Annotated in this window: 20 protein-coding genes and 1 pseudogene; 7 read left to right on the top strand and 14 right to left on the bottom strand. The window is 60.7% G+C overall.

Annotated features, from left to right (window positions below; translation table 11 throughout):
- Window positions 1-303: 303 nt before the first annotated feature.
- From NKH89_RS30925 to NKH89_RS30915, 3 genes are all read left to right on the top strand, one after another.
- On the top strand, window positions 304-912 hold the full coding sequence (locus NKH89_RS30925) for a 2-hydroxychromene-2-carboxylate isomerase (protein WP_352590996.1): 609 nt from the start codon (window positions 304-306) through the stop codon (window positions 910-912).
- A 399-nt stretch (window positions 913-1,311) separates the two neighbouring features.
- Window positions 1,312-1,578: an AbrB/MazE/SpoVT family DNA-binding domain-containing protein gene (locus NKH89_RS30920; RefSeq protein ID WP_031194881.1), complete on the top strand. Its 267-nt coding sequence runs from the start codon at window positions 1,312-1,314 to the stop codon at window positions 1,576-1,578.
- Entirely contained in the window at window positions 1,575-1,973 is a 399-nt protein-coding gene (locus NKH89_RS30915) for a type II toxin-antitoxin system VapC family toxin (RefSeq protein WP_352516340.1), read from the top strand. Before NKH89_RS30920 ends, NKH89_RS30915 begins: the two co-directional genes overlap by 4 nt.
- An 87-nt stretch (window positions 1,974-2,060) precedes the next feature.
- Here NKH89_RS30915 and NKH89_RS30910 read toward each other — a convergent pair whose 3' ends face one another.
- From NKH89_RS30910 to NKH89_RS30880, 7 genes are all read right to left on the bottom strand, one after another.
- Window positions 2,061-2,300 (bottom strand): ricin-type beta-trefoil lectin domain protein, encoded by a 240-nt coding sequence (locus NKH89_RS30910; protein WP_352590998.1) that lies wholly within the window; start codon window positions 2,298-2,300, stop codon window positions 2,061-2,063.
- Between the two features lie 54 nt (window positions 2,301-2,354).
- Entirely contained in the window at window positions 2,355-3,203 is an 849-nt protein-coding gene (locus tag NKH89_RS30905) for a carbohydrate ABC transporter permease (protein ID WP_352591001.1), read from the bottom strand.
- A gap of 6 nt (window positions 3,204-3,209) precedes the next feature.
- A complete protein-coding gene (locus tag NKH89_RS30900; protein ID WP_502896964.1) occupies window positions 3,210-4,091 on the bottom strand; it encodes a carbohydrate ABC transporter permease in 882 nt (293 codons plus the stop codon).
- A 158-nt stretch (window positions 4,092-4,249) separates the two neighbouring features.
- A complete protein-coding gene (locus NKH89_RS30895; protein WP_352911084.1) occupies window positions 4,250-5,503 on the bottom strand; it encodes an ABC transporter substrate-binding protein in 1,254 nt (417 codons plus the stop codon).
- Window positions 5,504-6,210: 707 nt separating this feature from the next.
- Window positions 6,211-7,356 (bottom strand): ABC transporter ATP-binding protein, encoded by a 1,146-nt coding sequence (locus tag NKH89_RS30890; RefSeq protein WP_352911036.1) that lies wholly within the window; start codon window positions 7,354-7,356, stop codon window positions 6,211-6,213.
- A gap of 148 nt (window positions 7,357-7,504) precedes the next feature.
- Entirely contained in the window at window positions 7,505-8,443 is a 939-nt protein-coding gene (locus NKH89_RS30885; protein WP_352911033.1) for a PfkB family carbohydrate kinase, read from the bottom strand.
- Window positions 8,440-9,246: a beta/alpha barrel domain-containing protein gene (locus NKH89_RS30880; RefSeq protein WP_352911031.1), complete on the bottom strand. Its 807-nt coding sequence runs from the start codon at window positions 9,244-9,246 to the stop codon at window positions 8,440-8,442. Before NKH89_RS30880 ends, NKH89_RS30885 begins: the two co-directional genes overlap by 4 nt.
- A gap of 234 nt (window positions 9,247-9,480) precedes the next feature.
- Between NKH89_RS30880 and NKH89_RS30875 the strand changes: the two genes are divergently transcribed.
- Window positions 9,481-10,242, top strand: a complete 762-nt coding sequence (locus NKH89_RS30875) for a DeoR/GlpR family DNA-binding transcription regulator (protein ID WP_023721854.1) — start codon at window positions 9,481-9,483, stop codon at window positions 10,240-10,242.
- Window positions 10,243-10,339: 97 nt separating this feature from the next.
- Here the strand turns inward: NKH89_RS30875 and NKH89_RS30870 are convergent, their stop codons facing one another.
- The 6 genes from NKH89_RS30870 to NKH89_RS30845 are packed head-to-tail and all read right to left on the bottom strand — an operon-like array spanning window position 10,340 to window position 15,562.
- A complete protein-coding gene (locus NKH89_RS30870; protein WP_352911029.1) occupies window positions 10,340-11,332 on the bottom strand; it encodes an ROK family protein in 993 nt (330 codons plus the stop codon).
- Window positions 11,332-12,054 carry a ribulose-phosphate 3-epimerase gene (locus tag NKH89_RS30865; protein ID WP_352911026.1) on the bottom strand — a complete coding sequence of 241 codons (723 nt, stop codon included), beginning with the start codon at window positions 12,052-12,054 and terminating at the stop codon, window positions 11,332-11,334. The genes NKH89_RS30870 and NKH89_RS30865 overlap by 1 nt, the downstream gene beginning before the upstream one ends.
- Window positions 12,051-12,884: an alpha/beta fold hydrolase gene (locus NKH89_RS30860; RefSeq protein ID WP_352911024.1), complete on the bottom strand. Its 834-nt coding sequence runs from the start codon at window positions 12,882-12,884 to the stop codon at window positions 12,051-12,053. The genes NKH89_RS30865 and NKH89_RS30860 overlap by 4 nt, the downstream gene beginning before the upstream one ends.
- Window positions 12,884-13,702, bottom strand: a complete 819-nt coding sequence (locus NKH89_RS30855; RefSeq protein ID WP_352496436.1) for a sugar phosphate isomerase/epimerase family protein — start codon at window positions 13,700-13,702, stop codon at window positions 12,884-12,886. Before NKH89_RS30855 ends, NKH89_RS30860 begins: the two co-directional genes overlap by 1 nt.
- Window positions 13,702-14,778 carry a Gfo/Idh/MocA family protein gene (locus NKH89_RS30850; RefSeq protein WP_352548576.1) on the bottom strand — a complete coding sequence of 359 codons (1,077 nt, stop codon included), beginning with the start codon at window positions 14,776-14,778 and terminating at the stop codon, window positions 13,702-13,704. Before NKH89_RS30850 ends, NKH89_RS30855 begins: the two co-directional genes overlap by 1 nt.
- Window positions 14,779-14,788: 10 nt before the next feature.
- A complete protein-coding gene (locus NKH89_RS30845; RefSeq protein ID WP_352496446.1) occupies window positions 14,789-15,562 on the bottom strand; it encodes a sugar phosphate isomerase/epimerase family protein in 774 nt (257 codons plus the stop codon).
- Between the two features lie 439 nt (window positions 15,563-16,001).
- Here NKH89_RS30845 and NKH89_RS30840 point away from each other — a divergent pair, with 439 nt between their 5' ends.
- Window positions 16,002-17,150, top strand: coding sequence for a Gfo/Idh/MocA family protein (locus tag NKH89_RS30840; RefSeq protein ID WP_352911022.1), 1,149 nt, complete (start codon window positions 16,002-16,004; stop codon window positions 17,148-17,150).
- A gap of 15 nt (window positions 17,151-17,165) precedes the next feature.
- The gene (locus tag NKH89_RS30835) at window positions 17,166-18,143 is read left to right on the top strand and encodes an alpha/beta hydrolase (RefSeq protein ID WP_352911020.1); all 978 of its coding nucleotides are present in this window, start codon (window positions 17,166-17,168) and stop codon (window positions 18,141-18,143) included.
- On the opposite strand, the gene NKH89_RS30830 is transcribed toward NKH89_RS30835, so the two are convergent.
- On the bottom strand, window positions 18,131-19,153 hold the full coding sequence (locus NKH89_RS30830) for a LacI family DNA-binding transcriptional regulator (protein ID WP_352911018.1): 1,023 nt from the start codon (window positions 19,151-19,153) through the stop codon (window positions 18,131-18,133). The genes NKH89_RS30835 and NKH89_RS30830 overlap by 13 nt on opposite strands.
- Before the next feature lie 217 nt (window positions 19,154-19,370).
- Here NKH89_RS30830 and NKH89_RS30825 point away from each other — a divergent pair.
- Window positions 19,371-19,618: pseudogene (locus tag NKH89_RS30825) on the top strand (type II toxin-antitoxin system Phd/YefM family antitoxin).
- Window positions 19,619-19,656 lie beyond the last annotated feature (38 nt).

Here is a 19,656-nt window from a genome sequence, read left to right as displayed (position 1 = left end):
CAGCAGCTTGTGCTTCAGCCTAGGCGGAAGATGCCAGGTGGATCGTCTCTTCCACTGTAACGTTGCGTGGTTGGGAAGCAATTCGGCAAGCCTTTTCACAGAGCGAAGACAGGGATCTCGCTTGCGCAATACAGGAACTCAGCAATTACCCTGATGTTTGGGCAGGATGCCTTCGATGCGCCATGACGACCAGGAAACTGGGAGGCGACGCGTGAAGTCTTGGTAAGGGCAGCTGGCAGCGTAGTGGTGGCGTCGAGGATCGCGTGAACGCCCGGGCTCCAGACAGTGTCGAGGAGACAGCGGATGAGGCAACTCGAATTTTTCTATTTCCTTGGGAGTGGTTATGCATACCTCTCCGTCATGCGTATCGGCCCTTTGGCGAGGGACGCTGGCATTACCGTCAGATGGCGTCCATTCAATGTCCGCACCGTCATGGCGGAAAACAACATTGCGCTTCGCTCGCAGACCGCCAAGGTCAAATACATGTGGCGTGACGTGCAGCGCAGGGCGCGAACTCACGCGCTACCCTTCGTAAATGCACCCATCTGGCCAACCGACCCCGACCTTCTGGCCAACAGGGTTGCTATGGTCGCCGCGGAAGGCGGCTGGTGTGAGGACTATACAATCGAGAGCTTCAAGGCTTGGTATTTGGAGGGCGTGGCCCTCGGCGACAGAGGCCACCTTGAACACGTGCTTCGGCCACTCGGCAAAGACGTGGATGCGGTGATCGCTCAGGCCAACGCACCCGCCGCCCACGAGCGGCTCAAGATGGAAACCGATGCGGCGCGCGAATACGGAATTTTCGGTTCGCCTGCGTTCGTGGTAAATGGCGAAACTTTTTGGGGAGACGACCGGCTCGAAGAAGCGCTTTCTTGGGCAACCGGTCGGCATCGGTTGCAAGATGTCCATTAGCACGGAAGTGCGCGAGCCCCTTGGATCCGCCAATCGTGGCTGACCTGCCCTGTTTGTCCGCTATGAGCGAATTCGCCAAGGTGATGGTCGTTTCTGGCCGGCGGCGGAAAATCTGAAGAAGATCGCAGAGCAGATGGAGGGCAGCGGTCCAGACCGGCCGCAACGTCGAAAAAGCTATCTCGAGATACTCGAAGCGACCGTTCGTGATCCACTCGACGTTGGGAATCAACGAATCTGCCGAACTAGGGGGCGAGAGCGAATCCACAGTCCCTGGCGGCTTTCTAAACGGCAGGAATGCGATTCTGTCGCCGCATGGACGCCAAGCTTGGCCCCGACGATCTGCATTGATAATAATGCAGATTTGCATTATCTTATTGCGATGAACAGGAAATGTTTAATATGACAACGTTGACAGTGACGACAAGGGGACAGGTGACGTTCCGCAAGGACGTGCTGCAACATCTGGGCATCAAGCCGGGCGAGAAGATCGAGCTTGATCTGCTGCCCGACGGTCGGGCGGAATTGAAGGCGGCACGGGCGAAAGGGTCATTCCGGGACCTCCACGGCTTCCTCAGAGGCAAGACGAACGGCCAGGTGCTCAGCATCGAGGAGATCAACGAGGCGATAGCGGAAGCGGGCGCCGCGGCCGGGTCCGGCAAGGAATGAGGGTTACGGCCGACACGAATGTGCTGCTGCGCGCCTATGTCGCCGATGATGAGGGGCAGGCGGCCGTTGCCGTCGACCTGCTGGCCAAAGCGGACATCGTGGCCGTGAGCTTGCAGGCCTTGTGCGAGTTCGCCTGGGTTCTGGCCAGGCAATACCAGACAGAGCGCGAAAATATTGCCGCGGCGATCCGGGCGTTGCTGAACACCGCGAATGTTGTCGTCAACCGGCCGGCAGTTGAGGCAGGGCTGTCAGTCCTCGATGCCGGCGGCGATTTCGCGGACGGCGTGATCGCTTTTGACGGCGGCTGGCTTGGCGGGGAGACTTTCGTCTCGTTTGACCGGAAGGCCGCCAAACTGCTTTCGGCGCAGGGACAATCCGTACAGCTTCTTTCCTAAGTTTTCCGCGGTGGTCTTTCGCACTGCGCTGTCGCGTCTGTTAGAGGCTGCTGCGAGGAATCGAATTCTGTTTGTCCCGTGCCACAATCATCTAGGTGCGGCAGGCAGGAGAGGCAGGTGCCAAATCTGATTGCGCGTGCCGGGAGTGCAGCTTTCCATAGTGAACTGTGCGCCGTCATGCGCGGTCAAGCATAGGCCGGAAGCACGACTCCTAAGTTGGCCGCCAGTATGATCCCAGCGTTGATTGCTTCCCTGCTGGCAGGAATGGACGATCACGTTCGAACCGGGTAGCCGGACATTGGGCGTGTTTGTGTTCAGCAACACCATTCCGGCCAATCCCTCAACGGGATGACGAGAGCGGCGAACTGGGAGTCCAGCCGCTCAGATCTTCACCGACCCGGCGGCCAAGCCCGCGAGGAAATAACGCTGTGCAATCAGATACAGGATCAGAAGCGGGAGCGATCCCAGCACGCTCATCGCCATCATCTCGTTCCATTCGAACGCATGTTGGCCCATTAGCAACTCGATACCGATTGGAACGGTCCGCATGTCTGTCGACTTCGTCAAAGTGAGCGCAAAGAGGAACTCATTCCACGCCAACAGAAACGTATAGACCGCAGTCGCGACGATGCCAGGCACTGAAAGAGGGATAACCACACGCCACAGCGCTGTCCAACTTGACCCGCCATCGACCAACACCGCCTCATCGAGTTCCCTTGGCAGGGTATTGAGATAGCCGGTCATCAGCAGAATTGCGTAAGGCAGGGTGAACACCATGTAGGTTAGAATCAGCGCGAAATAGGTGTTGAAAATGCCGAAGGCGACGACCATGCCGAAATAGGGGATGAGAAGCGTGATCGGTGGGACCGTCTGCGTGCTGATGATGAAGACGTTAAGCGTATTCTTAAAACGGAATGAATAGCGGCTGAAGCCATAGGCCGTAAGAATGGCGACCAGCAGCGTCAGAAGCGTTACCACTCCCGCGACGAGATAGCTGTTGAGAAAGAAGCGCACCTTGACCGGATCATTGAAGATCGAAAGGTAGGCTACGTTGGTGAAATGGTCGGGCAGCAGCCTCGGCGGTAGGGCAAAGATCTCGGTGTTCGATTTCAACGAAGTGAAAAACATCCACAGGATGGGAAAACCTGCAAAGACCAGACCGGCCGCGAGCCCCAGATATGTCAGTACGGTGGGCAATACGGTGTTTTTGAAAGAAGAGCGCTTTGCCATTGCCGGTCACCTGGCCTTCTGGCGTTTGATGTAGAAGTAAGTCGCGCCCATCGAGATGATCAGGATGAAGATCGCGCTCGCCGAGGCTTGTGAAAATTCGTAACTCGAAAACGCAAGCTTATAGGTATACGTGCTTAGCACCTCGGTCGCATGGATCGGGCCACCGCCCGTTGTCATCCAGACCAGCGGGAAGACCTGCATCGTCCAGATGAAATCCAGCAAGGCGATGCTGATGATGATCGGCATCAGCTGCGGAATCGTGATGTACCGGAACTTTTGCAACTCATTGGCCCCATCGATGCCTGCGGCCTCGTAAAGGTCCTTGGGGATGCCCTGCAGACCGGCGAGTAAGCTGACCATGTAAAGCGGGTATCCCGCCCAGATGTTCGCAAACGTCAACGCATGGAGCGCGGTCTTCGTCGAGGAGAACCACTCGACCTTGAAGTTGACGATATGGAGCGCCATCAGGATGCTGTTGACCACGCCGTTGGGATCCAAAAGCAACCGCCATATGATCGCGATGATCACTGCCGTAAAGAGCCAGGGCAAGATGTAGAGAACACGCAGAATGCTTCTAATCACCGGATGGACGCGTTGGGTGTTCAGCAAGAGCGCGAAGGCCAAGCCGATTAGAAGATGGAAAATGACGCTCATCACCGTGAAATAGAGGGTCTGCCCGACCGACTGCCAGAAAACCGGATCTGCGAAGATCGTCACGTAGTTCCGCAACCCTACGAAAGCAGCGTCCTTTTTCATGATCGCGCCGTCCATCAGCGAATAGCGCAGGACCGTGATCATGGGAAACAGCATGAGCAGGCAAAACAAAAACGTGGCTGGTGCCACGTAAAACAGCGGGATCAGCCTCTTTCTTGTCTTGTAAGAGATCATGCCACGCTTGCGCACTTTCGTTGGCGTGACGATCAGACCTTCGTTGGCGAGGCTCATGAGGTGTAACCCGTTTGATCGTAGGAACGTATCGTCTGGTTACGATGCAGCGGCAGCGCGATAGAACCATATCGCGCTGCCGGAATTGTCTGGAGCTGCGCCTACTTGGCGAAGTCAACCAACCACTGCTTTTGCGTATTGGCAGCCGCGTCCTTTGCGGTTTGCTGGCCGTCGAACATCTTTTGCACTTCGACGTTCATGTCTCGCATCAGGTCCTCGGCGACGGGCAGGCCCACGAATTCGTTGGCCAGGTGGCCGCTTTGGTAGATCTTGAAGGCTTCCTCAAATAGCGGGTCCGATTTCGAGAAGTCAGGCTTCGCGTGCACATTGCCTGGAAAGGCGTTTGCGAGCGATACCAGGCGGCCGTTCACTTCCGGGCTCATCAGATATTCAACAAGCTTCCAGGCTTCAGCCTTGTGCTCGGAGCTGTTGCTGATGCCGATGCCCCACGAGGCATAGGGCAGTCCGCGCTTACCCGAATAGCCATCAACCGCAGGCAGGGCAGAGATGCCGAACTTGAGATCGGGGTTGCGCTGGCGGATAAGATTGATATGTGCCAGCGAGTCGATCATCATTCCAACGCGGCCGTTGACGAACTCTTCGACCTTGTCCTGTTCCTTCTTGGCAAAGATGCCTGGCGATATGACGCCGGCGTCCTGCAGGGACTTGATGTATTCGAGCGTACCGACCACGGCACTATTTTCCACATCGGGCTTACCGTCCTTGAGCATCGACGCCCCGGAAGCCCACACCCAAGACATCACGTCGTTCTGGATGCCGCCGGGATTTTGCAGCGATAGCGGCAGCACCCACCCGTATTCGTTCTTGTCCGTATTGGTCATCTTCTTCGCGGCAGCGGCGAATTCTGTGCGGGTAGTCGGCATCTTGTCGACACCGGCAGCCTTGGCCAGATCGAGATTGACGAAGACCGGGTATACGAACGAGGCTAGCGGGAACATGACGCTTTGGCCGTTGACCTTGATGATGTCAGCGATCTGACTCGGGTCATATTTGGCGTCGGCCATTAGGCTGTCCATCGACGCGATTGCGCCCTGCTTTGCAAGCCCGTTGACCCATGCGCCGTCCAGGCCGACGACATCGCTGAGCGTACCCGACGCGGCGCCGACCACGATCTGATCATGGGTGGCGGAGTAGGGGCCGCTGACAAGCGTCACCTTGATGCCAGGGTTTTTAGCTTCGAACTCATCCATGATGCCACGCAAAGCGCCAGCGGGCATTTCGGGCTCCCACCATTGGATGAATTCGAGATTGGTCTCAGCGAAGGCGCAGGTGGCAGATAGTACCCAGACGGCCACAGCGGACGAAGCCGCTACAATATATTTACTGACATTCATGTTTCCCTCCTCGGAGCGATGTTTTGGCTCGATCCTCCCGATCGCGATCAAACTAGGTTCCCTTCCGGGTCTTTGTGTCAATCAAGAACTGGGATCGTGAAGAATGGCTGGGATAATGCGAAGCCAGAAATAAATGTAAGCAGTTGAATAATAACGCGATTTGTCTGAGTTCCGAGGAGGTGCTTTTCCATTGTACACATTGCTCGCGTCGCATTTTTCCGCTAATTTCGTAAACAAACGAAAGCCTGTTAGCTCAAAAGAAAACAAATGAAAGGCGCATCGATCGGGCGGAAAAGCGGGCTTTCGGCGAGGTCACGCACTTGCGAAGACGTCGCAATTTAGACGGCGTTCAGGCGACTCTTGATCGCTTGGTCGCTTTGTTGGGTGACCAATGGGCACAAGACGATCTCGAGCTCCCGGTGAAAAAATCGGCGTGTCGCACCGCTGAACGATGTCGAGCAGGGTTGCACCGTTTGCCAAGGAGGACGGCCCGAAATTTCCCTTGATGCAAAGCCAACGATCTTAGTCGCCCACGAATGCTTGGCTCCTGGCCGGCTACGATCTTGCAGCTTAGAAGTCACGGCCCAAAAATAACCCTCAACCAACCGATTTGATGGTCGAGCGAGGGGTTCGCACACCAGAGCGGAGCCAGCGTCTAACAAAATTTGCGCGTCCGATTCTTTCCGGATCAACCCTCGCGGATCACGCTAAATTGCGAGATGCGTCTGGGGATCGAAGAAGTGCAACTTGGCCGCGTTGATCGCAAGATTAATCAACTCGCCCGGCCGGACCGCGCTGACGGCTTCAAACCTCGCTACGGCGTTTGCCGCACCGCTTAGATCTTCAACAGCATCTGGGTCGCCGGAATCGATTCGTGCCGCATCGACACTCAGGTGAACGACAAGCTCGGATCCCAATTCCTCCGTCGACTTTACGATGGCCGGCAGAGTGGCATGGCGCGATCCCGATTCCAGACTGCTGTCGTAGAGATCCTCGGGGCGTATGCCGAAGATGAGTGTCTTGCCTTCGAAGGCGGTCAGACTAGGCGAGCGCTCAAACGCACTCGTCGGCACCGGTATCGAAAAGGTCGGCAGGTTGATCCTGCCATTGCGCAAACGGCCTTCGAACAGGTTCATCGACGGCGAGCCGATGAAACCCGCCACGAAGGCATTGATTGGCCGATTGTACAGTGTCTTTGGCGTGTCGACCTGCTGAAGCACACCGCCCTTCAAGACCGCAACCCGGTCGCCCATGGTCAAGGCTTCGGTCTGATCGTGTGTTACGTAAATCGTGGTCACCCCCAACTGTCTTTGCAGGCTGACAATTTCCGCGCGCATTTGCACGCGCAGCTTGGCATCGAGGTTTGACAAGGGTTCATCCATGAGAAAGGCCGCCGGTTCGCGCACCATCGCGCGCCCCATGGCGACCCGCTGGCGTTGTCCGCCTGACAGCGCCGCCGGCTTACTGTCGAGCAGCGTTTCCAATTGCAGGGTCTTTGCAATTTCATGGACGCGCTTCGTGCGCTCGGCCTTGCTCTTCCCCGCAAGCTTCATCGAGAAGGCTATGTTGTCGAACACTGTCATATGCGGATACAGGGCATAATTCTGAAAGACCATCGCAATATCGCGGTCCTTCGGCGCCAGATCCTCAACATTCTCGCCGCCAATGCTCAGGGTTCCGCTGCTGATCTCTTCCAGCCCCGCGATCATGCGCAAGGCAGTTGATTTTCCGCATCCCGACGGGCCAACGAGAATGAGGAACTCGCCATCGTTTATCGTCAGGCTAAGATCCCTGATTGCTTGGAATTTCGTCCCGTAGGTCTTGCAAATCTTGTCCAACACAACAATGGCCACGTCACATCCTCCCTATTATCAGCGCTAGCTAAACGTCGAATAGCCTCCACCCAGCGCGACTGCAGATCGAACCGGCAGTGTCATCGGCGCAGCCAAGGCGCGCTCCCGGACGTTCCACCAGAAGCGGCAATATCCGAGCGATGAATTCTCAGTCTGGCGACGTAATCGGTATGGGCACAGGCGCATTTTCTTTCGCCATCCACGCGAGACAGGCGTTGTGGTCTGGCAGAGCCATACGGCCACCGCGGCCCGTTACCGAGATCGCGGCCGCGGCGTTTGCGTAGATAACGCAGGCGACAGGCTGCTTTCCCTGTGTATGGGCAAAGGCATAGGCCCCATGGAAACAATCCCCCGCGCCGGTCGTGTCCACTGCCCTGACCTTGTAGGCCGGAACGTGCCACAAAACGGCATCGTCCTTTTGCCGGAGGTAGGCGCCTCGATCGCCATCGGTCAACACGACCGCGGAGCGGTCATCCGACCACAACTTGCGCAGGATCGCCGTCGCCTCTTTTTCGCCTGTATAGGTCTGCGCAAATTCCAGAGGGAATACGAGGTGATTTGATAGGCGGATCAATCGGTCGGTTGCAGGTCCGATTGTCCACTCAATATCGGCGATCACCGCCAGACCCAGCGTGCGGGCACGAGCAACGACCATCTCCGCCTGCGTGGCGTAGCCGTCGATCAACAGTACCTGGGCTTGCGCAAGGACGCTGTCGGCCAGCGCATCCGAGGTCCCGTGCGGCACATCATCATCATAGGCGATGAATCGGTCACCATTAGGCGCGACAGTGATCACCGACCGGATCGGCCTGGCATCGGAACGACGTGGCGCGAACGATATGTCGACACCGTGTCGTTCAAGTTCGCGGGCGCTGACATCTGAATGTGGCTGATCGCTCAGCCAGCCGATGAAACCGGCACGCCCGCCCAACTTGGCGACAGCAACGAGTGCCGTCGCCACATTGCCGCCGTGGTCCCTCGTGCGATTTGTCACCCTCCCTTTGCCGGCACCCAGCGGGCTGTCGACATAGATGATGTCGTCAATCGCCAAGGCTCCGAAGCCCAAGACCTGAAGATCGCCGGTCACGGCTCACGTGCCGCAACCGCCAAAGCGTCTTGCGGCGCCATCCCGTCGTGAATGACGCCCTTGAACGCACGCGCTGCCATCGTGGTGTCACCATGCCCCCACAAATTGCGCCCCACGACCGCACCCTTCGCGCCGGCGCGCAGGGCTTCAGAGGTCTGGGTCAGAGCGCCCAGAAGATCCTCGGTCTTCGGGCCGCCGGCGATAACGATGGGAACCGGGCAAGTGGCGACGGTTTCCTTGAATGAGTCGAAGTCCCCAGTGTATCCGACCTTGATCACGTCGACGCCGGTCTCAAAGCCAATCCTAACTGCATAGGCGATCTCGTCGGGCGTGAAGACGATCTTGCAGCCGTTTGAATAGTCGCGCGGATAAACATGCGCAACGACCGGCATTTCGAAACGAGCAGCAGCGTTGACCGTATCGGTAAGCCAGCGAATGTAGTGGCCCTCGGTATCGCCCCGCACCGGAATGGCGACGGCCAGCGCATCGGCACCGTAGCGCACGGCATCTTCGGGTGTCGCGATCAACTGACTGATCCGATCGTCGGGCGTAAAGCACCCCGCCTGAATGACCAGCGCCGCCTTGCCGGCGTAAGCCGGCCACAGATGACGCGCCGCACCAGGCTGAATACTGATGTAATCTGGCTCTCCGGCCATCACTCGCTTGAGCGCGCCGGGGAGATCCGCAAGGCCGCCCTCACGGACGTTGCCATAGCCTACGAAATGGTCGACCGCACCACCGAACAGGTTTCCAGATCGATGCGAGAACAGCCGCGACAAGCGAATTTTAGTTCCAAGGCCCATATCGGTGCAGTCCCTTCGCGATTTTTGATCTGACATTGAGGGACCCTAACTCGAAAGCAAAACAACACTCAATATTTCGATTTCTTTCGTTTTGATATAAGATTGCGATTGCGACCGCTAGCGTTCGCTACGATGACGCGCTATCCGAAGGATTCGCAAACGCTTGCCGGTTTGGGGTTCGATTTTCGAAAGGTTAGCGTGTGCAGCTATTCAAACAGCAATTCGGGGTCACTCATGCTGGCGGAACAACGACGACATCAGATCATGCTCGAGCTTCAACGGACCGGCCAGGCGCGCACCAGCCAACTGGCGGAAAACTTCGGCGTGTCCGAGGTGACCATTAGGTCCGACCTGGAAATTCTGGACGCAAAAAAGCAGTTGATCAAAACGCATGGCGGCGCAATTGCCTTGCCCGCTGACTCGCCCGCCGCGGCCTTCGAAGAACGGATGTACCGCAACTTCGATGCCAAACGGCGTATCGCGCAGATGGCGGCGCGCCAGATCATAGACAACCAGTCCGTGGTGTTCGACAGCGGCTCGACGTTGCTGCAGGTCGCAATGCAGATGCCCCCGGTCAGCAATGTCGTAGTAGCGACAACCGCGATGAACATCGCGCAGCATCTGATGTATCGTCCCGGACTGGACGTGCATATGATAGGCGGTCGGGTCTATCCCGAGACGGTCAGCACGATCGTGTCGGATTTTGACAAGGCCGTGGGCGGTCTTGTGGCTCACCAGGCATTCGTCAGCGCGCATGCGATAGATCACTCATTCGACGTTGTCGATGTCTCAGAAGACATTGCACGTACGAAGCGTAATCTGGTTCGTATGGCCAGGCGTGTGATCCTTGTGGCAGATTCAAGCAAATGGGATATCGGCGCCTCGTCCAAGGCATTCTCGTTGTCACGTGTCGATCTGATCATCACCGACACTGGTATGCCGTATGGGATTCGTAGCCGATTGGACAAGCTGGGAGTCGAAGTGCGCTACGTGTGAGTGCCTTTCGTCTGCCATCAGCCTCTCGGTGCCGCGCCGCGTTTGACGCTGGAGTTCGAATTCGCTGCGGCCGAAGCGCTCACGGCGAGTGCCGGCGTCATCTTCTCTCGTCGTTCTGCGCCATTGCCAGTGACGTTCCTGGCTCGCCCTCCCACAGGATCAGGCTTGCCGCGCCGACCAGGCCGGCCTGGTCGCCGAGCTGCGCCTGTACGATCGGCACATCGCGATAGGCGGGCATCGCCCGCGCTTCGACGGTGCCCCTGATAAGCGGCGCCAGCAGATCGAAGCCGTTGGCGAGGCCGCCGCCCATCACGATCAGATCAGGCGAGTAGAGGTGCAACAGATTGGTGAAGCCGATGCCCAGCCACTTCGCCTCGGCCTCGACCAGTTCGAGCGCCCTGATATCGCCGGCGTGCGCGGCCTCGACGACGTGCCTGGCCGAGACATTGCCGTCGCCGGAAAGACGCCTGAGCAGTGAGCCGTCGCCGGGAGCCGTCAGCCGCGTGGCATGCCGTCCGAGCGCGGTTCCCGACGCCACCGCCTCGAAGCAGCCGATGGCACCGCAGAAACAGCGGTCGCCTTCGCCGGTGATGGTCATATGGCCGATCTCGGCTGCCAGCCCGCGTCGGCCATGATAGATGTGGCCATCGGCAACGACGCCGCCGCCGATGCCGGTCGACACGGTGACGAAGACCACCGATCCGCTACCCCGGCCGGCGCCGAAACGCCATTCGCCCAGCGCGGCTGCATTGGCGTCGTTCTCCAGCCGCACCGGCAGGCCGAAATGCCTGCCCAGAATGTCGAGCAGCGGCACGTCGTACCAGCCGGCCAGCGTCGGCGGCGCTATCACGATCCCGGCCTTGGGATCGAGCGGCCCCGGCGCGCAGACGCCGATGCCGGCAATCTCTGCCTGCGGCCGCTCGACCAGAAGCCTGCCAGCAAGTGAGATGATCTGGCCGATCACCGCTTCCGATCCCGCACCCGCCAACGTCGGCGCCGAAATGCGGGCGACAGCCCGACCGTTGCGCTCGACCAGCGCGCCCCGCAGCTCCGTTCCGCCGAGATCGAATGCAAGCGCAACTTTGGTCATCAGGCGGTGACCTTCAACCCATGCAGCCAGGCCATGCGCTGCGCAAGGTCGGGGTCGCCGAACGCCAGCGATCCGAGCACCACCGTTTCGGCCCCGGCAGCGCGCAGGCGCGGCACCGTCTCGTGTCGGATTCCGCCATCGGCAGCCAAGATGATTTGGTTCTCTCGACCTGCTTTTCGCATCAGCGCGCGCGCCTCGATCAGGCGCGGGCAGGCCTGGTCGGACAGGGCCTGGCCCTTGACGCCGATCGACGTGCCGAGAAGCGTCACAAAGGCAACTTCGGGCAAGAAGGGCGTGACGGCGCAGACAGGCGTCTCCAGCCTGAGCACCGCGCCGGCCTCGGCGCCTAGCTCATGCGCCAGCCGCACGGCGCGCAACCCGGCCTCGCCGTTTTCAACATGGACGCTGATGAGGTCGGCGCCGGCCTCGATGAACTGGCGCGTTTGCTCCTCGACGATTTCCGCTTCGACCATCAGATGCACATGGATCGGCTTTGTCGTCAGCTTGGCGATCCGTGCCACCAGATCCGGAAAGAACAGGAAGCCGGGGGTGAAGCGGGCGTCAGCGACGTCGATGTGATGCAGGTCGACATAAGCGTCTATGCGCTTCAGATCGCGCTCCATGTTGGCCAGGTCGGCCGACCACAGGGAAAACTCTCCGAGCAGCCGGTTGCGGGGCAAGGCGGCGATGGCAACACGGCCGGACAGGGATTTGCTCGTCATGACGCAACAAGGCTCCGGATGTTGAAGTGGGCGTGAAGGAACGTGGTGATCTCGGCCTGCAGCTCGGCGAAATGCCTTTTGCCGTCGAGCGCCTTGGCGGCGATCTCCACAAAGGCCGCGCCGGGGATGGCATCCGCAAGTGTATGCGCGGCCGATAGTGGATGCACCGCATCCACAGTATTGCCAATGACCAGCACAGGAATGGCAAGGGTGGCGGCGTCGCTTGCCGAGATCTCAGCTCCATGGGCAGCGATGTCGGTCAGGACTTGCGCAAACAATGCCGCATCCGGGCGGTCGAAATAACCGAACAGCGAGGCGAGATTGTCTGGTGCCTCGCTCTGGAGGCGCGCGGCGACTTCAGACCGCGAGAAGATCGTCCTGGCCTTGTCGGGGCCATGATCGAGGATGAGGCCGGCGACCTCGGCGATCGGCTGCAGGTTCACTGGCGCGCGTTCGAACGTCCAGGCCGGCCGCACAAGCATCAGGCCGGCGACGCGGTCCGGACAACGGCAGGCAAGGCGTAACGCAATCGCGGCGCCCATGGAAATGCCGCCAGCGACGAAACGTTCGAGGCCGGCCTGATCGGCGGCGGCCAGAACATCGTCCGCAAACATCGCCATTGAAAACGGTCGGCGGCTGCCCAGATCGGACTCACCGTGTCCGCGGCATTCCAACGTGATGCGCCGGCAGCCGGCGTCGATGGGGAAAGCCTGCGCGACCTGTGCCTCGCCGCCGCCCAGCCCGTGCTGGAAGACGACGGCAAGCCCGTCGCCCTCATCGGAAATCCGCAGCGTGGCATCGTCGCGAAACAAGGTGGCCGGGCGCGCCATCAGGCCAGCCCCTTCAGGAACCGGGCGACGCCTGGTGCCTCTTCGGCTGAAAGGCCGTGCGTGACCAGCGGCCCGTCAAAGCCTGACACTTTGAGCCGGGCGACGAAATCGGCGAAGTCGACGACGCCGCGGCCGACGGTGGCAAAGCGGCCGTCGGCGAAACGGTCCTTAGCGTGGGCCATGGCGACGTGGCCTGCGGTGCCTTCGACTGCTGCAGCGACGACGGCGCGTGCTTGCCCTGTGCTCGCCTGTTCGAACAGGTTCGCCGGATCGAGCACAATGCGCAGCCGCTTCGAGCCCATCTCTGCGATAAGGCGCATCGCGTCCGCTGCCGATGTGACGATGTTGGCCTGTTCGGGTTCGATGCCGAGATCGACACCGTGATGCTCGGCCAGAGCAAGCGCCTTTTCCATCTCGCTTGCCATATCGGCCCAGGCCGACGGATCGGCATTGCCAGGGTGATGCGCCCACTGGTCGTCCGCGTTGCGCGTTCCCGTGCACAGGGTGACGAGCGGAACCGAAAGCGCTGCCGCGGCCTCGATGACCGCGCCAAGACGGCGCAGGCCGTCGTGGCGCACCGTCCTGTCCGGATGGGCCATGTTGTAGGTGCCCGACAGCGCCACCAAAGCGACGCCGGAGGCATCAGACGCAGCCGCAATAGTGCTGATGGCGTGATCCGGCACCGCATCCGGCATCGACGGCAGGCCGGCGCAGGCAAGGTTGAACTGGGTAACGGCAAATCCGGCGTCGCGCACCGCGGCCAGCACACCGGCCGGCTCGCTTCCCGGAAAGGTCTTGGCGAACACCCCGATCTCCATCAGACCGCTCCTGTTACGCCAGCAATCTCGACGCGTTGGCCGGTTTCGACCGAGCGGGCGATCGCCACCATGGCGCGGATCGAGGCGAGGCCGTCCTCGACGTCGGCGCCACGCAGCGGCGCGCCGTCAAGCACGGTGTCGGAGAGGCCTTCGAGCTGGCGTCGGAAGAAATGGCCGTCCGCGCCAAGCGGCTTGCGCGACGTTGCATCCTTCTCATGGAAGATATCGACCTCGCTTGCCCGGAAGTACCAGGGATTGAAAGTCTTCGCGATCACCGAGCCGTTTTCGCCGTAGAGCTGGAAGCCCTCGTGCCAGTCCATGCGCACAGCCACCGTCAGGTCGAGATGGCCAAGCGCTCCGTTGGCGAATTCCGTTTCGACGAACCAGCAATAGGCGCCGAAACGTTGGTTGAGACGGGCGCGCACCGCGAGGATCTCGCCGCACAGGAAGCGTGCGGTGTCAACGAGATGCGAGCCATGCGCAAGCATGAAGTACCGCCTGAGATCGGCCTTCGGATTACCGGCCGGCTTGCGCGCCAGCCGGCTGCTGACCGGCAGCGGTTGGATGGCATCGGTGTTGGTGTAGCGGTGGGTGGAATCGCAATACCAGGCTTTTAGCGCCAGTATCTCGCCCATCTCGTCGCGGACGAAATCGCGCGCCGCCTCAAGAGCCGGGTCGAAGCGCTTCATGTGGCCGACCTGCAGCACCTTGCCGGAGCGCTTGACCGCGTCGGCGAGTTTTTGGCCCTCTTCGACCGAGACGCCGATAGGCTTCTCGCACAGCACATGCTTGCCGGCCTCGAGCGCCTTGATCGCCATCGGCACGTGATAGGCGTCCGAGGTCGCGACGATCACCGCCTCCAGTTCCGGGTCGGCCAGCATGGCGTCGTAGTCGCCATACATCTTCTCAGGTTCATAGGTTGCGCCCATGCGCGCCAAAAGGTCGGGGGCGGCATCGCAGATAGCATAGAGGTCGGCGTTCCTTGCTTTGACGCAGGATTCGAGATGGGCGAATTGCGCGATCGGCCCGCAGCCGAGCACACCGACACGAAGGCGGCGGTCTTGTTTCCGGATCATGATCTGTTCCTCACGCGCCGTAGCCGCGCATCGTCTGGCGGTTGGTCTTGACCGCGGCGGCCGGATCTGCGGCAGCGGTGTCGGATTCTTCCTCCAACACCAGCCAGCCGTTGAAGTTGGGCGCGGCGCTGGCGATGGCGATCACTGCCTGGGTGTCGCAGACGCCCTTGCCAAGCATTGCCCAAGTGCCGCTGGCATCGACATCCTTCAGGTGAACGTAGCGGATGCGGTCGCGATGGGTTGTGAGGGTGTCGATCATGTCGTTGTGGCCGCGCAATATATGGCCGGTGTCGGGCACCCAACCGACCAGCGACGGATCGATCAGCCCGAAGATACGGTCGTAGTCGGCGCGGTCGAACAGCAGCGTGTTGTGGTGCGAGCTCGGATGTACCGCGACATCGACGCCGGCCTTGCGCCCGAGCTCACCCGCCCTGTTGTAGATCTCGGCCGCGATGGCGAACCTGTCGTCGCGTCGGCCGTCCGAGACGACGGTGGCCGAGCCCATCGACACCATCGCGCCCGGAAAAGCGGCGGCGAAGTCGATCCAGCGCTTCGCGGCCTCGAGGTCGGCGCCGATCTGCTCCTTCAGTGTGAAGCCGTTCTTCGAACCGAAGGCAAAGGAGACGAGGGTGAGGCCGGTCGCCTTCAGTGCGGTGGCGAATTCCGCCGGCCTGCCGGCATAGCGGCCGATCATCGTGTCGGTGATCTCGATGCCGGCATAGCCGCCATCCGCGATCGCCTTCACGAGATCGTCGGGGCCGCCGGCAAAGCGGTCTCCCAACATTTCCCAAGTAAAAGTCTGGCAACCGACTTTCAGGTTTTTCACGACCGTCCTTTCCTTCCTTGATGCCGCCCTGCGTCAGCCTCCCCCGAGGCGGTGTTGGCAAAGCTCGGCGCGCGACTGGCGCGAGTCCGGCGAACGCCCAGTCCTGCGCGCAAGCCGACCGCTGCTGCACCAGCTGCCCGGCGCTTCCAGTGAGAAATTGCCGGCGGTCGGCGATCGTCACATGAGCACGGGCTTCGAGCCGGCGGCCGGCCGATTTTTCATGTCAGTCATTTCTCCTCCCAGGGCCGGCAGCGCGCCCGACGTTCGTCAGCATTTTCGCATGTTCTATAACAATTTTACGCGCGTCAATATTTAAAATGTTGTATAGCGGCTTGCGAATGTGATCCGTTGCCGCGCAGCGGTCCAGGCCGCTGACGTGTTGGGAGGTACGATCGAAATGCACGGGAAATCAAAGACAAAGCTCGGCATCGGCGTTGTCGGGTGCGGCAACATCTCGATGACCTATTTGCGCAATGCGGCTCTGTTCGGTGAGGTGGAACTGCGCGCCTGCGCCGACATTTCCGCCGACATGGTGGCCTTGCGCGCCAGCGAATATGGCATCCGTCCGCTCAGCGTCGACGCGCTTCTGGCCGACCCGGAGATCGACCTCGTCCTCAACCTGACCATCCCGTCGGCGCATTTCGACATCTCATTTTCAGCACTTTCGGCGGGCAAGCATGTCTTCACCGAAAAGCCGCTGGCGACCTCGGCCAACGACGGTCGCCGTCTTGTCACGGAGGCGGCGAAGCGCGGGCTGCTGCTCGGCTCGGCCCCCGACACGTTTCTTGGCGCCGCCGGCCGGCGGGCGCGCCGCCTCATGGACGGGGGCGCGATCGGCCGGCCGGTGACCGGCACCGCCTTCATGATGGGGCGCGGCATGGAGCATTGGCATCCCAATCCGCAATTCTATTATCAACCCGGTGGCGGCCCGGTCTTCGACATGGGGCCATATTACCTGACTATGCTGGTCAACCTGCTCGGGCCGGTCGGCCGCGTGATGGCCATGGCAACGCGTGGCCAGCAGGAGCGCCTGATCACCGCAGAGGGTCCCTACAGGAACACCACCTTCAAGGTCGGCACGCCAACCAACATCCTGTCGCTGCTGGAATTCCGCTCAGACGCTATCGTCGCCTTCGGCGCCTCCTGGGACGTCTTCAACCACTCCAACCATCCGATCGAACTGCATGGCACGGAAGGCTCGCTCAAGCTGCCCGATCCGGACACATTCGGCGGCACCGTCTCGCTTTCGGAGCGCGGAGCCGACTGGGCAGACTTCACAAGCGAGAGCGAACTCTACGGCGCTCGCAACTGGCCCTTCGCCGCGCCCGATCGCGCCAATTACCGCATGCTCGGCGTCGCCGACCTTTCACGCGCGCTGTTGAGCGGAAGAAAGCCGCGTGCGTCCGGCGACCTTGCGCTGCATGTGCTGGAGATCATGGAAGCGATCCTCGCTTCGGGAGAAAGCCGCGAGTCGGTTGCAGTCAATGGAACCGTCGATCAGCCGCCACTCCTTGCGGAGGACGAGGCGGCAAGCCTGCTTGCCTGAGTTTGGGGGCCGTCCATGACAATATCGCCTTCGCCCTTGCTCGATCCGGAAGCCCGGCATGTGCTCGACCTCGGCCGGCAGGCGGGCGCCAAGCCGTTCGAGGCCGGCAGCCCTCAGGAAGCCCGCCACGCCTATGAGCAGGGCTTTCCGACACTGCAGGGCGAACGCGAGCCGGTCGCCTCGCTGACCGAGCGCACCATCGCCGGACCAAGCGGCCCATTGACGCTCAGGATCTATCGTGGGCTAGGAGCTTCCGCGCACGGCGCGCCGGCGTTGCTCTATCTGCATGGCGGCGGCTGGGTGATCGGTAATCTCGACTCCCATGACGAGATCTGCCGCTGGTTTGCCAACATGGCCGCCTGCGTCGTCGTCTGTCCCGACTACAGGCTGGCGCCGGAGCACAAGTTCCCGGCGGCCATCGAGGATTGCCGCGTGGCGCTTGCCTTCATGCAAAGTGCCGTCGACGATCTCGGCGTCGACGCGAAGCGCATCGCTGTCGCAGGCGACAGTGCGGGCGGCAACCTCGCCACGGTGCTCTCCCTGCTCGCGCGCGAAAACAAGAATCCGCCGACGGCGCAGCTGCTGTTCTACCCGAATACGGACGCCTCGCAGACGGCCGACAGCTATTGCCGCTTTGCCGAGGGTTTTGGTCTCACTGCGGCAACCATGGCTTGGTTCCGCGACCACTACGTCATCCATGCCGGCGATATCGACGATTGGCGCGTGTCGCCGCTGAAGGCGGCCAGCCTTGCCGGTGTGGCGCCGGCCTTTGTTGCCATCGCCGGCCATGACATTCTCGCCGACGAAGGCGAGGCCTACGCGAAGCGTCTGGAAGATGAAGGAGTGCCGGTCGCCCTGCGCCGCTGGAATGGCCAGATCCACGGCTTCGTCTCGATGGGCCGCCATAGCCCGGCTGCACGGCAAGCGGTCAGCGCGGCGGTCGGCGCATGGCGCGGCTTCGATCTCGCCTTTGGAAATGCTCAGGCCGATTGACGCATGACCAATGTCGCGTCGAGATTGATCTTGGGTGCAACCGCAGTCCCGTCCTCATCAAGCAGGGCCAGCAGCGTCTCCACGCTGCGTCCCGCCATAGCGGCGAAGTCCTGCGCCATGGTGGTCAAGGCAGGACAGGTGTAGCGGCTGAGCGGGTGGTCGTCATGGGCCGCGACGCGCAGGTCGCAATCGCTTTTGCGGCCGACCTTGCGACCTTGTGAATAGGCGGCCGCCATGATGCCGAAGGCCAGGCGGTCATTGGCGCACAAAATGGTCTTACCCGGCAAGCCACCAGTGCTGAGCATTGCCTCCATCTGCTGGTAGCCGAGCCGTTCGAAATCCCAGGTGTATTCATGGGTGTCGCCAATGATCACCGGCTCTTGCCCGAGCCGTTGCATGGCGCTTACATAGTTGTGCAGGCGTTCGCGCGTATTGTGATTGACGTGCGGGATGTCGAAATAGACCGGCGCGTCGCCGGAGCGGCAGAGGTAATCGACGATCGTCGAAACGCTCTGGCTGTTGTTGTTGCCGACGAATGGCGTGCCGCTCTCGAGATAGGTGTCGAAATAGACGATTGGTATGGCCTGCGTCAGCTTCTCCAGCGCACGATGGTCCGAGCGCAGGCCGAGCGGCGCGATCAGCCCACCGGAAACTTTTAGTGACAGGATGGTTCGCGTCGCTTCCACTTCGAGTTCGCGCGAGCCGTGCGAGGAGATCACGATCGGCCAGTAGCCTTCGTGGCGCAGCCTGAGTTCGATGCGGCTGACCATCTCGGAATAGAAAGGATCGGCGAGTGTCGGCACCACGATGCCTATGCTGCGGGTCCGCTTGCGGTTCAGGTTGCGGGCAAACAGATTGGGCTGATAGTCGGACGAGCGGAGTGCCTCCTCGATCCGCTTTCGCGTCGCCGGCTTGACGCTGGTTGGATCCTCGAAATATTTCGACAAGGTCGGCCTGGAGACGCCGCAGGAGCGGGCGAAATCCTCCATGGTCTTGTGCGTCATCGGCATTGAAATCCTCTCGTCACAGACATCCGATCCCGGGTGGTTCCTCGGCGCTGCCCGCCAGGCGTGCAAACTGCAAGGCGAAAATTTACAGATAATGTCCAAGAGTTTCCATGCGTAAATTTATAAATTGCTAGGAGCCGGCCGGCGCGAGGAAGTCGCTCAATAGTTGAAGATCGGCCCGAGTAGACTAAGTTGCATGGACTAAGTCGCGGGGCCCGCAATGCACACCGTCAATATTCACGAGGCCAAGACGCATCTGTCTCGTCTTGTCGACAGGGCGGTCAAAGCTGAATCCTTCATAATTGCGAAATCCGGCAAGCCGATGGTGAAGGTCGTTGCCATAGACGCACCTGCGGCCGGCGAAATGCGTCGCGTTGGGTTTATGGCCGGGCAGTTTTTTCAGTTCCAGACGAGGTTGATCGCATGGCCGATGAGGAAATCGGGAAGCTGTTTGGCGGCGACGCATGAAACTTCTGCTCGATGCCTATCTTTTGCTCTGGGCGGCG

It is taken from the genome of Mesorhizobium sp. M0923 (assembly GCF_040319365.1).
Taxonomy (GTDB): domain Bacteria; phylum Pseudomonadota; class Alphaproteobacteria; order Rhizobiales; family Rhizobiaceae; genus Mesorhizobium.
Note: the sequence above shows the minus strand (reverse complement) of the source record. Positions and strands in the feature narration are given on the sequence as shown.

Bases quoted from the DNA above. Each gene is read 5' to 3' on its own strand.
- NKH89_RS30925 (WP_352590996.1), top strand. From the start codon at position 304: ATGAGGCAACTCGAATTTTTCTATTTCCTTGGGAGTGGTTATGCATAC.
- NKH89_RS30920 (WP_031194881.1), top strand. From the start codon at position 1,312: ATGACAACGTTGACAGTGACGACAAGGGGACAGGTGACGTTCCGCAAG.
- NKH89_RS30915 (WP_352516340.1), top strand. From the start codon at position 1,575: ATGAGGGTTACGGCCGACACGAATGTGCTGCTGCGCGCCTATGTCGCC.
- NKH89_RS30910 (WP_352590998.1), bottom strand. From the start codon at position 2,300: ATGGTGTTGCTGAACACAAACACGCCCAATGTCCGGCTACCCGGTTCG.
- NKH89_RS30905 (WP_352591001.1), bottom strand. From the start codon at position 3,203: ATGGCAAAGCGCTCTTCTTTCAAAAACACCGTATTGCCCACCGTACTG.
- NKH89_RS30900 (WP_502896964.1), bottom strand. From the start codon at position 4,091: ATGATCTCTTACAAGACAAGAAAGAGGCTGATCCCGCTGTTTTACGTG.
- NKH89_RS30895 (WP_352911084.1), bottom strand. From the start codon at position 5,503: ATGAATGTCAGTAAATATATTGTAGCGGCTTCGTCCGCTGTGGCCGTC.
- NKH89_RS30880 (WP_352911031.1), bottom strand. From the start codon at position 9,246: ATGGGCCTTGGAACTAAAATTCGCTTGTCGCGGCTGTTCTCGCATCGA.
- NKH89_RS30875 (WP_023721854.1), top strand. From the start codon at position 9,481: ATGCTGGCGGAACAACGACGACATCAGATCATGCTCGAGCTTCAACGG.
- NKH89_RS30870 (WP_352911029.1), bottom strand. From the start codon at position 11,332: ATGACCAAAGTTGCGCTTGCATTCGATCTCGGCGGAACGGAGCTGCGG.
- NKH89_RS30865 (WP_352911026.1), bottom strand. From the start codon at position 12,054: ATGACGAGCAAATCCCTGTCCGGCCGTGTTGCCATCGCCGCCTTGCCC.
- NKH89_RS30860 (WP_352911024.1), bottom strand. From the start codon at position 12,884: ATGGCGCGCCCGGCCACCTTGTTTCGCGACGATGCCACGCTGCGGATT.
- NKH89_RS30855 (WP_352496436.1), bottom strand. From the start codon at position 13,702: ATGGAGATCGGGGTGTTCGCCAAGACCTTTCCGGGAAGCGAGCCGGCC.
- NKH89_RS30850 (WP_352548576.1), bottom strand. From the start codon at position 14,778: ATGATCCGGAAACAAGACCGCCGCCTTCGTGTCGGTGTGCTCGGCTGC.
- NKH89_RS30845 (WP_352496446.1), bottom strand. From the start codon at position 15,562: ATGTTGGGAGACCGCTTTGCCGGCGGCCCCGACGATCTCGTGAAGGCG.
- NKH89_RS30840 (WP_352911022.1), top strand. From the start codon at position 16,002: ATGCACGGGAAATCAAAGACAAAGCTCGGCATCGGCGTTGTCGGGTGC.
- NKH89_RS30835 (WP_352911020.1), top strand. From the start codon at position 17,166: ATGACAATATCGCCTTCGCCCTTGCTCGATCCGGAAGCCCGGCATGTG.
- NKH89_RS30830 (WP_352911018.1), bottom strand. From the start codon at position 19,153: ATGCCGATGACGCACAAGACCATGGAGGATTTCGCCCGCTCCTGCGGC.